11 protein-coding genes and 1 pseudogene are annotated in these 12,153 nt (G+C 75.4%); 3 read left to right on the forward strand and 9 right to left on the reverse strand.

From position 1 onward, the window contains the following. Positions 1–57 precede the first annotated feature (57 nt). On the forward strand, positions 58–1,749 hold the full coding sequence (locus A8713_RS04290; protein ID WP_064531493.1) for a DUF885 domain-containing protein: 1,692 nt from the start codon (positions 58–60) through the stop codon (positions 1,747–1,749). Positions 1,750–1,856: 107 nt separating this feature from the next. On the opposite strand, the pseudogene A8713_RS04295 reads toward A8713_RS04290, so the two are convergent. After that, positions 1,857–2,346: pseudogene (locus A8713_RS04295) on the reverse strand (rhodanese-like domain-containing protein). Between the two features lie 123 nt (positions 2,347–2,469). Between A8713_RS04295 and A8713_RS04300 the strand changes: the two are divergent. After that, positions 2,470–2,916, forward strand: a complete 447-nt coding sequence (locus A8713_RS04300) for an Lrp/AsnC family transcriptional regulator (RefSeq protein ID WP_064531495.1) — start codon at positions 2,470–2,472, stop codon at positions 2,914–2,916. 11 nt (positions 2,917–2,927) lie between these two features. Here the strand turns inward: A8713_RS04300 and A8713_RS04305 are convergent, their stop codons facing one another. From A8713_RS04305 to A8713_RS04325, 5 genes are all read right to left on the reverse strand, one after another. Beyond that, on the reverse strand, positions 2,928–5,921 hold the full coding sequence (locus A8713_RS04305; protein ID WP_064531496.1) for an AAA family ATPase: 2,994 nt from the start codon (positions 5,919–5,921) through the stop codon (positions 2,928–2,930). Positions 5,922–5,967: 46 nt separating this feature from the next. Then, positions 5,968–7,137 (reverse strand): exonuclease SbcCD subunit D, encoded by a 1,170-nt coding sequence (locus A8713_RS04310; RefSeq protein ID WP_064531497.1) that lies wholly within the window; start codon positions 7,135–7,137, stop codon positions 5,968–5,970. 120 nt (positions 7,138–7,257) lie between these two features. Beyond that, on the reverse strand, positions 7,258–7,884 hold the full coding sequence (locus tag A8713_RS04315) for a YigZ family protein (RefSeq protein WP_064531498.1): 627 nt from the start codon (positions 7,882–7,884) through the stop codon (positions 7,258–7,260). Between the two features lie 58 nt (positions 7,885–7,942). Continuing rightward, positions 7,943–8,485, reverse strand: a complete 543-nt coding sequence (locus A8713_RS04320; RefSeq protein WP_064531499.1) for a SixA phosphatase family protein — start codon at positions 8,483–8,485, stop codon at positions 7,943–7,945. Continuing rightward, entirely contained in the window at positions 8,482–9,252 is a 771-nt protein-coding gene (locus tag A8713_RS04325) for a hypothetical protein (protein WP_079158834.1), read from the reverse strand. The genes A8713_RS04320 and A8713_RS04325 overlap by 4 nt, the downstream gene beginning before the upstream one ends. Before the next feature lie 130 nt (positions 9,253–9,382). On the opposite strand from A8713_RS04325, the gene A8713_RS04330 reads away from it, so the two are divergent. Next, positions 9,383–9,799 carry a CoA-binding protein gene (locus A8713_RS04330; RefSeq protein WP_064531501.1) on the forward strand — a complete coding sequence of 139 codons (417 nt, stop codon included), beginning with the start codon at positions 9,383–9,385 and terminating at the stop codon, positions 9,797–9,799. Between the two features lie 63 nt (positions 9,800–9,862). Here A8713_RS04330 and A8713_RS04335 read toward each other — a convergent pair whose 3' ends face one another. The 3 genes from A8713_RS04335 to A8713_RS04345 form a co-directional block, all read right to left on the reverse strand. Continuing rightward, positions 9,863–10,417, reverse strand: coding sequence for a YbaK/EbsC family protein (locus A8713_RS04335; protein WP_064531502.1), 555 nt, complete (start codon positions 10,415–10,417; stop codon positions 9,863–9,865). A 42-nt stretch (positions 10,418–10,459) separates the two neighbouring features. Then, positions 10,460–11,035 carry a helix-turn-helix domain-containing protein gene (locus A8713_RS04340; protein ID WP_064531503.1) on the reverse strand — a complete coding sequence of 192 codons (576 nt, stop codon included), beginning with the start codon at positions 11,033–11,035 and terminating at the stop codon, positions 10,460–10,462. A 185-nt stretch (positions 11,036–11,220) separates the two neighbouring features. Next, on the reverse strand, positions 11,221–12,027 hold the full coding sequence (locus tag A8713_RS04345; protein WP_064537227.1) for an acyltransferase: 807 nt from the start codon (positions 12,025–12,027) through the stop codon (positions 11,221–11,223). Between the last annotated feature and the right edge of the window lie 126 nt (positions 12,028–12,153).

The raw sequence follows: 12,153 nt of genomic DNA on the forward strand, positions 1-12,153 counted from the left end.
CGCTCGCGCGGACAACCGGGCTGACGCGGACCACGTCCTCGTACGAGGATGGGCCGCATGTCAGACACCAAGAGCCCGCTGCCCCGTCAGGTCGCCGACGCCTACGTCGACGAACTCATCGCCCTCGACCCGATCACCGGTACGTACCTCGGCGTGAAGGAGAGTTCGGGCAAGCTGCCCGACACCTCGCCCGCGGGTCAGGAGGCGGTCGCGGAGCTGGCGCGCACCACGCTGGCGCGGCTGGCCGAGGCGGAGCGCCGCCCCGGCGCGGACTCCGAGGCCGAGCGCCGGTGCGCGCGCCTGCTGCGCGAGCGGCTGACCGCGGAGATCGCGGTGCACGAGGCCGACGAGGGCCTGCGCGCGGTGAGCAACATCCACAGCCCGGTGCACTCGGTGCGCGAGGCGTTCACCATCACCCCCACCGACACCGACGAGGACTGGGCGGCGGTCGCCGAGCGGCTGCGCGCGGTCCCGGCCGCGCTGGAGGGCTACCGCGAGTCCCTGGGCCTGGGTCTCGAACGCAAGCTGTACGCGGCGCCGCGGCCGACGCAGACCTTCATCGGCCAGCTCACCGAGTGGTCGGACACGGACGGCTCGGGCCGCGGCTGGTTCGAGGACTTCGCCGCCGCCGGCCCCGACTCCCTGCGCGGCGAACTGGACGAGGCCGCGCGGGCGGCCACCGCCTCCGTCGTCGCGCTGCGGGACTGGATGCGGGACGTCTACGCGCCGGCCGTCGAGGGCACGCCGAACACGGTCGGCCGCGAACGCTACGCGCGTTTCTCCCGCTACTACAACGGCACGGACCTGAATCTGGACGAGGCCTACGCGTACGGCTGGTCGGAGTTCCACCGGCTGCTCGGCGAGATGAAGAAGGAGGCCGAGAAGGTCCTGCCGGGCGCCGAGACCCCGTGGACGGCGCTCGCGCACCTGGACGAGCACGGCACGCACATCGAGGGCGTCGACGAGGTCCGCGACTGGCTCCAGGGCCTGATGGACGAGGCGATCGAGGCGCTCGACGGCACCCACTTCGAACTCGCCGAGCGGGTACGGCGGGTGGAGTCCCGCATCGCGCCGCCCGGCGGTGCCGCCGCCCCCTACTACACCGCTCCGTCCGCCGACTTCTCCCGGCCGGGCCGGACCTGGCTGCCCACCATGGGGCAGACCCGCTTCCCGGTCTACGACCTGGTCTCGACCTGGTACCACGAGGGTGTGCCGGGCCACCACCTCCAGCTCGCGCAGTGGGCGCACGTGGCGGACAGCCTCTCGCGCTACCAGGCGACCGTGGGCATCGTCAGCGCCAACGCCGAGGGCTGGGCGCTGTACGCGGAGCGCCTGATGGACGAACTCGGTTTTCTCACCGACCCGGAGCGGCGGCTCGGCTACCTGGACGCGCAGATGATGCGCGCCGTCCGCGTCATCATCGACATCGGCATGCACCTGGAGCTGGAGATCCCGGCGGACTCGCCGTTCCACCCGGGCGAGCGCTGGACGCCTGAGCTGGCCCTGGAGTTCTTCGGCGCGCACAGCAGCCGTCCGCGGGACTTCGTGGCGAGCGAGCTGATCCGCTATCTGTCGATGCCCGGCCAGGCCATCGGCTACAAGCTGGGCGAGCGTGCCTGGCTGCTGGGCCGGGAGAACGCCCGGAAGCGGCACGGCGACGCGTTCGACGCCAAGTCCTGGCACATGGCGGCGCTCTCGCAGGGCTCGCTGGGCCTGGACGACCTGCTGGACGAGCTGTCCCAGCTGTGACCCGTCCCTGAGGCGGAGAGAAGAAGGGGGTGGGGGCGGCCGGACTCCTCCGGCCGCCCCCACCCCCCCGGCCACGCTCCTGCTCCCCGCTGTGCCCGTGCCGCCGCTCAGCAGCCGCAGTCGTCCGCCGCCACCGGCGCGGTGAGCGGGTCGGGGTTCCGGCGCTCGTCGCCCTGCCAGGTCTCGTAGGCGAAGCCCTCGCGCACCCAGTACTCGAAGCCGCCGAGCATCTCCTTGACCGCGTAGCCGAGTTCGGCGAGGGCGAGGGCGGCGCGGGCCGCGCCGTTGCAGCCGGGGCCCCAGCAGTAGGTGACGACCGGGACGGCCGGGTCGAGCAGCGCCGGGGCCTGCTCGGGGATCAGCGCCGTGGGCAGGTGGACCGCGCCGGGGACATGGCCCTGGTCCCAGGACTCGGTGGAGCGGGAGTCGACCACCACGAACCCCGGGTCGGCGCCGGCCGCGAGCGCGGCGGCGACGTCCGAGACGTCGGCGTGGAAGGCGAGGCTCGCCCGGAAGTGCGCGGCGGCCTCGGCGGGGGGGCGCCGGGGGCACCCGCGGGACGGGATCCGGCGCCCCGTGGGCGGTGGTGACGGTCATCGTCTGTTCCTTCCGCAGATCATTCCGACGACCGGAAATCTACGGCCGCGGACCGCTCGCCTGAAGTGGCGATCGCCGGTGCTCCCCTTGATCTGCCGGGGATCCACCTGCTATCCACCCTTCATGACCGTGTTTTCCCCGGACGCCACCGACTGGCGCATCCTCGATGCCCTCCAGCGCGACGGACGGGCCAGTTTCGCCGAACTGGCCCGAGCCGTCTCCATGTCCCCGAGTGCCGTCACCGAGCGGGTGCGGCGGCTGGAGGAGGCGGGCGTCATCCAGGGCTACGCGGCCGTGGTCGACCCGGAACGCCTGGGCCTGCCGATCCTCGCCTTCGTCCGGCTGCGCTACCCCCACGGCAACTACAAGCCCTTCCACGACCTGGTCGCCGCCACCCCCGAGATCCTGGAGGCGCACCATGTGACCGGCGACGACTGCTTCGTCATCAAGGTCACCGCCCGCTCCATGCGCCACCTGGAGGAGACCACCGGCCGCATCGGCGCCCTGGGCTCGGTGACGACGAGCGTCGTGTACTCCTCGCCGCTGCCGCGCCGCCCGCTGGGCCGCTGAGCCGGGCAGGCTCAGGCGAGGCCGGTCTGCCGCACGGACGACCCCGACCGCCCCTTGACGACCTCCAGTTGCGCGTGGACGCGGCGGCGCAGGTCCGCGACATGGCTGACGATGCCGACGCTGCGGTCACGTTCACGCAGGGAGTCGAGGACGTCGAGGACCTCGTCGAGGGTCTGGTCGTCCAGGCTGCCGAAGCCCTCGTCGATGAAGAGGGTGTCCAGCCGGACCCCGCCCGCCTCGTCGGTGACGACGTCGGCGAGGCCGAGGGCGAGGGCGAGGGACGCGAAGAACGTCTCGCCGCCGGACAGGGTGGCCGTGTCCCGCTCACGGCCGGTCCAGGCGTCCACGACGTGCAGCCCGAGGCCGCTGCGCCCGCGTCCGGCCCGGTCGTCGGAGTGGACCAGGGTGTAGCGGCCGGAGGACATGCGACCCAGCCGCGCGGTGGCGGCGGCGGCCACCTGCTCCAGGCGGGCGGCCAGGACGTAGGACTCCAGCCGCATCCGGCGTTCGTTGTCGGCGGAGGTGCCCGCCGTGAGCGCGGCGAGCCGGGCCACCCGGTCGTACTGCGTGCGCAGCGGTGCGAGCCGGCGTACGCCGGTGGCCGCCCGTGCGGAGAGCCGGTCGAGTTCCGCGCAGCGGCGGGCCGCCGCGTCCCGCGCGGAGGCGGCCTCGCGCAGCCGCCGCCCGGCCGCCTCCGCGGCGGCCTGCGCCGCGGCGAGATCGGCGGGCGGCTGTCCGGCGGCGGCCACCGTGTCGGTCTCGGCGAGCACGGCGCGGACGGCCGCTTCCTCGGCGTGCCAGGCGTCCAAGCGGTGCTGGAGGTCGCGGTGGGCGGCGTCGTCGAGGAGGGCGTCGGACGCGGCGCGCGGGGTCTCGAAGCCGGCCCGGAAGGCGGCCTCGGCGAGCCGTCCGTCGGCGTCCTTGAGGCGTTCGGCGCTCTCCTCGGCGGCGCGCGCCGCGTCGGCGGCTTCGGCGAGGCGGGCGGCGTGCCGCTCCAGTTCGGCGGCGCGTGCGGCGACGCTGCCCGCGCCGCCCCGGGCCTCGGCGAGTTCCGCTTCGAGGGCGGCGCGTTCGCGGTCCAGGTTCTCCCTGCGGGTCTGCCGGGCGGCGGCGCGGACCTCGGCCTGCCGCAGCACGGCCAGACGGCGGCCGTGCTCCTCCTCGGCCGTGCGCAGCTCCACCTGCGCGGCGTGCAGCGCGGACGCCTCGCCCCGCGCACGCGTGAACAGCCGCTCCAGCTCGGCGGCCTCCCCGGTGAGCTGGGCGGCGGGCGCGTCGCCCGCCTCCGCGGTGGCGGCGGCCAGCGCCTCGCGTACGGCGGCGAGGCGGCGCTCGTCCCGCGCGCGCTGTTCCTCGGCGTCCTGGTGGTCGGTCTGGGCGCGCTCCTCGGCCGCCCGGTCGACGTGTCCGGCGACCTTGCGGGCGGGCGCGGGGTGCTCGGTGGCGCCGCAGACGGCGCAGGGCGCGCCGTCGGTGAGCCCGGCGGCCAGTTCGGCGGCGATGCCGTTCAGCCGCTGTTCCTTCAGGTCGAGCCAGCGGTTCCGGGCCCGTACGGCGTGCTCGGCGGAGTCCAGGGCGGACCGCTGCGCCTGTGCGGCCTCCCCGGTCAGCCGGTCGCGGGTGCGGGCGGCCTCCAGCCGGGTCCGCGCGGACTCCCGGCGCACGGCGAGCTGTTCGGCCCGGCCGGCCGCCTCCTGCGCGGCTTCGATACGGGCCCGGAGGGCGGCGCGGGCCGTGTCCCAGCCGGCGAGCCAGCCCTCGGCGTCGTGCAGCTGGTCCTCGTCGGCGCGGGCCTGGCGGTCCACCTCGGCGCGTTCGGCGGCGAGGTGGGTCAGGCGGCGCTCGGCGCGGCGGGCCGACTCCAGGCCGCCCAGTTCCTCGGCGGCGCGGCGCGCGGCGGCGGCGAGCCCAGCCGGACCGGCCTGGGCGCTGTCCTCGGGCAGCAGGGCACGCGCGCGTGCGTCGGCGGCGGTCGCCCGGCGGTGTTCGGCGTCGGCTGCCTCACGCAGCGCAAGGGCGGGCGCCACGGTCTCCGCCTTGCGTCCCCGCTCCATCCGCTCCTGCGCCGCGCGGTGGGCACCGGCCCGCTCGTCCAGCCGTTCGGCGCGCTGCCGCGCCTCGGCGAACCTGCGTTGCAGCCGGGCCCGTTCGCGTACGTCGTCCAGGGTGCGCACGGCGGCGGCGCGCGCGGTCTCGGCGGCCGTGAGCCGGCAGTGGGCGACGGTCAACTGCTCCCGGGCGGTGCTGCGGGCGACGGCCGCGGCGGTCAGGACGGCCTCGGCCAGGCCGGGGTCGCCGGGTGCCAGGGCGGGCAGTTCCATGGCGTCGCCGGCCGCCTGCTGCATGCGGTGCGCGTCCGCGAGCAGCGCGGCGTCGCCCTCGCGGACCTGGGCCTCGGTGGCGCGCCTGCGGTCGGCGAGGCGCCGTTCCACGTCGGCGAACCGCTGGGTGTCGAACAGGCGGCCGAGCAGCTTGCCGCGGGCCTCGGCGTCGGCGCGCAGGAACCGCGCGAACTCGCCCTGCGGCAGCAGCACGACCTGGCAGAACTGCTCGCGGCTCATGCCGAGCAGCTGGGTGATCTCCTCGCCGATCTCCTGGTGGGAGCGGCTGAGGTCCTTCCAGGCGCCCGCCGTCGCGTCGTACTCGCGCAGCCAGGTCTGCGCCTTGTCCACGGTGGTGCCGGTGCCGCGCTTCTTGGGGCGCTCCCAGGGCGGCAGGCGGGTGATCTCCAGGCGCCGCCCGGCGACGGTGACGTCCAGGGTGACCTGGGTGCGGGTGCCTGCGGCCGCGTGGTCGCTGCGCAGGGTGGCGCCCTGGGCGCTCTGCCGGGCTCCGGGCACGGATCCGTACAGCGCGTAGCAGACGGCGTCCAGGACGGAGGTCTTGCCGGCGCCGGTGGGGCCGTGCAGCAGGAACAGCCCGGCGGCGGACAGGGCGTCGAAGTCGACGCTCTGGGCGCCGCCGAAGGGGCCGAAGGCGGTGATGTCGAGCCGGTGCAGCCTCATCGGGCCCCCTCCGGTCCGCCGGGGCACCTCGGGGCGCGGCGGGGGCTCACCGTGCCGCCTCGCGTTCGCGTCCGGCGTCGTCGGCGCGCACCGCGTCGAACGCGTCGCGCAGCACCGCCTGTTCGTGCGCGTCGGGTCCCGCTCCGCGCACGTGGGCGACGAAGTCCCGCGCGATCTGCTCGTCGCTGCGGCCCGCGAGGCGGCGGGCGTAGGACACGTCCGGTTCGTCGGGGGCCCGCTCGGGGGCGAAGACCAGGCTGAGGGTGTGCGGGAAGCGCGCGGCGAGGCGGGCCATCGGGTCGGCCGGGCGGACGGTGTCGGTCAGGGTGGCCTCGACCCAGGAGTCCTCGTGGTGGGTGAGGCCCGGGTCGGCGAGCAGGTCCTCCAGCGGCCCCCGGATCCGGGCCAGCGGGCGGGGGACGGGGCAGTCGACGCGCTCGGCGGTGACCGTCCCGGCCGCGTCCAGGTCGACGAGCCACATGCTCTTGCGGTGCGCCGCCTCCGAGAAGGAGTACGGCAGCGGCGAGCCGGAGTAGCGCACCCGCTCGGTGATGGTCTGGCTGCCGTGCAGGTGCCCCAGGGCCGCGTAGTCGACGCCGTCGAAGACGCCCGCGGGGACGGCGGCGACGCCGCCCACGGTGATGTCCCGTTCGCTGTCGCTGGCCTCGCCGCCGGTGACGAAGGCGTGTGCGAGGACGACGGAGCGGGTGCCGGGCGCGCGGCCCGCGAGGTCGGCGCGCACCCGCTCCATGGCGGCGGCGAGGACGGCCTCGTGGCTCGGCCTCGCGACGCCGAACTCGTCCTTGACCAGGGCGGGTTCCAGATACGGCAGCCCGTAGAAGGCGATGTCGCCGTGGGCGTCCCGCAGCACCACGGGGGTGCCGCAGGCGGCGGGCTCGGTGCGCAGGTGGATGCCCGCGCGGCCGATCAGTCCGGCGCCCACACCGAGCCTGCGGGCGGAGTCGTGGTTGCCGCTGATCATCACGGTGGGCACGCCGAGGGCGGCGAGGCGGTGCAGGACGTCGTCGAACAGCTCGACGGCGGCCAGCGGCGGCACCGCGCGGTCGTAGATGTCTCCCGACACGACCACCGCGTCGACCTCGCGCTCACGCACGGTCGCCACGAGGTGGCCGACGAAGGCGGCCTGCGCTTCGAGCATGTTCACGCGGTGGAACGCCCGGCCCAGGTGCCAGTCGGAAGTGTGCAGGAACCTCATGATCCCCGAAGACTAGCCGCCGGGTCCGACAGCACGGGTGCTCATGCCCGTATCGGCCCGCCACGCCCGGCACTGCTCGTCCCCCTTTGTCATCACATGCCCGTTGTGTCGCGTGAGCTTTCACGCGTCGCCGTAGGCCTCGCCGCCCAGTTCGAACCCGGCGGTCCCGGCCGTGGCGTCCGCCAGCCAGGACCGGAACGCTTCCACGTCGGCGTCCGGCAGGCCGATCTCGATGGTGACGGCCTCGCCGTAGCGCACGTCGCGCACCGCGCGCCCGGTGGCCCGCAGGTCGTTCTGCACCTTGCCGGCCCGCTGGTGGTCGACGGTGACCGTGGCCAGCCGGAAGCGGCGGCGCGTCACGGTGCCCAGGGTGTCCAGCGCCTCCCCCACCGCGCCGCCGTAGGCCCGGATGAGACCGCCCGCGCCGAGCTTCACGCCCCCGTAGTAGCGGGTGACCACGGCGACGACGTACCGCATGTCCCGGCGCAGCAGCATCTGGAGCATGGGCACGCCCGCGGTGCCGCCCGGTTCGCCGTCGTCGCTGGCCCGCTGGGTGCCGGCGTCGGCCCCGATCACATAGGCCCAGCAGTTGTGCGTGGCGTCGGCGTGCTCCCTGCGGACCGCGGCGACGAACTCCTGCGCCTCCCGCTCGTCGGCGGCCGGGGCGAGCGCGCACAGGAAGCGCGAGCGGTTGATCTCGGTCTCGTGGACGCCGGCTCGGGCGACTGTGCGGTACTCGTCCTGCATCCGGCCAGCCTATGCGGACGCCGCCCGCCCCCGGCCACGGGGCGGAGCGCTGCCGAGGCTAGGACCGCGGGCCGCGAGGCACCAGCAGGGCGGTCAGCAGGGCCGCTCCGGGGGTGAGCGCGGGCCAGCCCGCGCCGCGCCAGGACAGTACGGCGATCGCGGACGTCGGGAACTTCACCCGGAGCCGGTCGAGCGTGTCGTCGAGCCCGTCCCCGGCGAGGTCGCGGACCAGGTCCTCCAGGCCCGGGTTGTGCCCCACCAGGAGCAGCGTCTCGACGTGGGGCGGCACCTCGCGCACCACCTCCAGGAGGCGGGGCGCGTCCGCCGCGTAGAGCCTCGGTTCGTACCGCACGGGCGGCGGGGTGCCCCACTGGGCGGCGGCCAGCTCCCAGGTCCTGCGGGCGCGCAGGGCGGTGGAGCACAGGGCGAGGTCCGGCAGCGTGCCGGCCTCGGCGAGCGCGCGCCCGGCGGCCGGCGCGTCCCGGCGGCCCCGGACGGCGAGCGGGCGCTCGTGGTCGGCGACGCCCTCGGGCCGGGCCGACTTGGCGTGCCGCAGCACCACCAGACGGCGCAGCGGTCCGGCGGCCGGGCGGACGATCACGCGCCGCGCCCCACGGCGAGGGCGAGGTCGAGGCCGAGCAGCCGGTCGGCGTAGGCGTACGTCTCGAAGCGGGCGCCGTCGGGCAGGTCGGGGCGGGACGCGGCCCGCTCCAGCACGCCGAGCGCCGCCGGGATGTCGAGGTCGTCCTCCCAGGCGGCGCGCAGCTCGGCGCGTACGTCGTCGGGGATCGGCCGCGAGGGCCGGCGGGCCCAGTCCGCGACGGCGCCGCGCCAGCGCGCGAGGGTCGCGCCGGCCTCGTCCAGCGTGTCCGCGTCCAGGCGTACGCGCCGGGTGCGGGGCTGGGCGAGGAGCGCCAGGCGCCAGGCGGCGGGGTCGCCGCCGGGGGCGGGTGTGACGGGGAGCGCCGCGTCCACGGGGGCGACGGCCAGCCGTACGCCGCCGGTCGCGCCGTCGTCGTCCTCGCGGGCCACATGCACCACCTGTGCCTCGCCGAGGGCGGCGCCCAGGCCCCTGCTGTCCTCGAAGGGGTGGATGCCGAGGGCCGCGGCGCCCGCCCGCAGCTCCGCCTGCTCCCGGTCACCGGTCAGCAGGGCCCACACCGGTGTCCCGCCCAGTTCCAGGGCGCGGACGAGCAGGTCGGCGACGAGGAGCACGCGCAGGCCGGTGGCGTCGAAGCCGGACGCGTGCGCCTCGATACGGGTCAGGCCGCGGCGGGCCGGGGCGGCGTCGACGGGCTCGCCGGTTCGGGCGTCGGTGATGCGCAGCACGGGCCGAGCGTAAGGGTCCGAGGGGCCGGGCGCAGGCATGTGGCCCACATTGCGGACGGTGTGGCGGAACCCGGCCGGGGAATCCGCGGCCCGGCCGCGGCGTTGCCGCGTCCGTGGCGCCCTCCCCGAGGCGGGAGCGGCCCTTTCCCGAGGTGTGAGGAGAACAGTGGTGTACGGCGATGCGGAGACGGTGCGCAGGATCCTGACCGGGCTCGGTGACACCTGGGCCGTCGTGGGCCTGTCGAACAACCGGGACCGGGCCGCGTACGGCGTCGCCGAGGTGCTGCGGCGGTTCGGCAAGCGGGTGGTCCCCGTCCACCCGGCGGCGGAGACCGTGCACGGCGAGCAGGGCTACGCCCGGCTGGCGGACATTCCCTTCGCCGTGGACGTCGTCGATGTGTTCGTCAACAGCCGGCTGGCCGGACAGGTCGCCGACGAGGCGGTCGCCGAGGGCGCGCGGGCGGTGTGGTTCCAGCTCGGCGTCGTCGACGAGGCCGCGTACGCGCGCACCCGGGCCGCGGGTCTTGAGATGGTCATGGACCGCTGCCCGGCGATCGAGATCCCGCGCCTGGAGCAGGCGCGCTAGGACCGTGCGCGGATCGGCGCCGGGCCCCTGAGCCCGGCACCGCCCCGTCTCCGGCTCCGCCGCTCAGACGCCCAGGCCGTCCAGGACCACGGCCCCCGGGATCTCCGTGAACGCCTTGCCCGGCACCAGGAGCTTGCCGCGCCGCCGGCCGCTGCCGACCAGGACGTACGGCAGGTCGACGACGGCCGAGTCGACCAGGACGGGCCAGTCCTCGGGCAGGCCGAGCGGGGTGATGCCGCCGTACTCCATGCCGGTCTCGCCGGTGGCGACGTCCATCGGCGCGAAGGACGCCTTGCGCGCGTCGAGCTGACGGCGCACCACGCCGTTGACGTCGACGCGGGTGGTGGAGAGGACCACGCAGGCGGCCAGCCGCGAGGTGCCGCCGCGTTTGCCCGCGACCACCACGCAGTTCGCCGACTGTTCGAGCAGCTCGCGTCCGTAGTGCTCGACGAAGGCGGCGGTGTCGGCCCACTGCGGGTCGGTGTCGACGTGGACGATCTGGTCGGCGGGGACGCTGCCGCGCCAGTGGCGCACGGCGTCGGCGACGGGGCCGATCAGTTCGTCGAGGAAGTCGGGGGCGGGGACGGCGTGGTCGAAGTCTCCGATGGGTGCACGCATGGCGGCACGCTAGCAAGGGCCCGGCACGGTCCGCCGGACGTCTCAGTGGGCGGGCGGCGGTACGGACACCACCATCACCAACTCCATGGGAACGGCACCGGTGTTGGCGTACGCGTGCGGGGCGCCCGCCTCGAACGAGGCGCTCGCGCCCGCGGGCACCCGGTACTCCGTGCCGTCCACGGTGAGCGTCAGTTCGCCCGCCGTGACATGGACCATTTCGACGGTGCCGCCGGGATGCGGATCGGAGGCGCTGGACTCCCCCGGCGTCAGCCGCCACTCCCACATCTCCAGCGGGCCGGGCGCCTCGGCGCCGGCGAGCAGCCGGTTGTAGCTGCCCGCCTCGGTGTGCCAGAGACGGACCGCCTGGTCGGCGGGGACGATCCGGACCTTGGGGCCCCGCTCGTAGTCGAGCAGGGTGGTGATGCTGACCCCGATCGCGTCGGCGATCTTGACGACGGTGCCGAGGCTGGGGTTGGTGCGGGCCTGCTCGATCTGGATGAGCATGCCGCGGCTGACGCCCGCGCGGGCGGCGAGGGCTTCCAGGGTGAAGCCGCGCTCGCCGCGCCAGCGTCTGACGTTGCGCGCCAGGGACTGGGTCAGCAGTTCGAGGTCCGACACATTCCGTCCAATATGATGAATGTCAGGGTTTACCGCACCGAACTACGGTGGAGTGCACCCGCTCGTCCGCCGAACTGTACTGCGAGGCCACCGCGACAGCACTCCCCGGCCCGTCGGCCGTCCGGTCGGCCGCCCTCCGCCGTCGCGGCCGCTCCCCCTCCGATGCCCGGCCGGCGCTCCGCCGGTCAGCTCTCCGCGTCCAGCCCGGCGAGCGGACCGGCCGCGGTGTCCTCCGCCAGGGACGCCAGCGCCAGCAGCTGCTCCGGAGTGACGCCGTCCGGTATCGGCACGGGTGCCGGGGTCCGCAGCGGCGGCTGCCAGCCCCCGGCGGGCGTCCAGCGGCGTACGACCCGGGCGGGCGCTCCGGCCACGACCGCGTGGTCGGGCACCTCGCCACGGACCACCGCCCCGGCCGCGACCACCACGTTCCGGCCGATCCGGGCGCCCGGCAGGACGACGGCGCCGGTGCCGATCCAGCATCCCGGGCCGATCTCCACCGGCTCCATCCGCGGCCACTGCTTGCCGATGGGCTGGTGCGGGTCGTCGTAGGAGTGGTTCGTGGAGGTGACGTAGACGTAGGGGCCGAAGTAGCAGTCGCTGCCGATGGTGACCGTGGTGTCGGCGATGACATGGCTGCCGCGGCCGAGGACGACGCCGTCGCCGATGCGCAGGATCGGCTCCCGGCCCAGGTCGAGGTCGGGCATCAGGCCGGCCGTCAGCGTGACCTGTTCGCCGACGATGCAGTGGGCGCCGAGGTGGATCCAGGGCTCGCCGAAGACCGTGCCGAGCGGGAAGGCCAGTCTGGTACCTGTTCCCATCGCACCGAAGCGGAGCCGACCGGGGTGCTCCGCGGTGACGGAACCCGTGCGCTGCACCCAGGCCCAGCCCGCGTGGACGGCGCGCTGCGCGATCCGGCGCGGCCGGAACGAAGACCGGGACGACCACGATGACCACGACGACCATGACGAGAACGTGTTCTTGCGCTGAGGCACCCGCTCACCGTACTCAGGCCCCATCGCCCGCACGCGGCCGGACACCTGTGATCTTCACCCCACCGGATGACGTACGGTGCCCGGGTACCCGGCCCCGAGGAGGCCGCGGACGGCAGCGGAAGGCGG

This window comes from Streptomyces sp. SAT1 (genome assembly GCF_001654495.1).
Classification (GTDB): Bacteria; Actinomycetota; Actinomycetes; order Streptomycetales; family Streptomycetaceae; genus Streptomyces; species Streptomyces andamanensis.

Excerpts from the sequence above, each read along its gene's own strand:
- A8713_RS04325 (WP_079158834.1), bottom strand. The coding sequence starts at position 9,252 with ATGCCTGCGCCCGGCCCCTCGGACCCTTACGCTCGGCCCGTGCTGCGC.
- A8713_RS04315 (WP_064531498.1), bottom strand. The coding sequence starts at position 7,884 with ATGCAGGACGAGTACCGCACAGTCGCCCGAGCCGGCGTCCACGAGACC.
- A8713_RS04305 (WP_064531496.1), bottom strand. The coding sequence starts at position 5,921 with ATGAGGCTGCACCGGCTCGACATCACCGCCTTCGGCCCCTTCGGCGGC.
- A8713_RS04300 (WP_064531495.1), top strand. The coding sequence starts at position 2,470 with ATGACCGTGTTTTCCCCGGACGCCACCGACTGGCGCATCCTCGATGCC.
- A8713_RS04290 (WP_064531493.1), top strand. The coding sequence starts at position 58 with ATGTCAGACACCAAGAGCCCGCTGCCCCGTCAGGTCGCCGACGCCTAC.
- A8713_RS04310 (WP_064531497.1), bottom strand. The coding sequence starts at position 7,137 with ATGAGGTTCCTGCACACTTCCGACTGGCACCTGGGCCGGGCGTTCCAC.
- A8713_RS04335 (WP_064531502.1), bottom strand. The coding sequence starts at position 10,417 with ATGCGTGCACCCATCGGAGACTTCGACCACGCCGTCCCCGCCCCCGAC.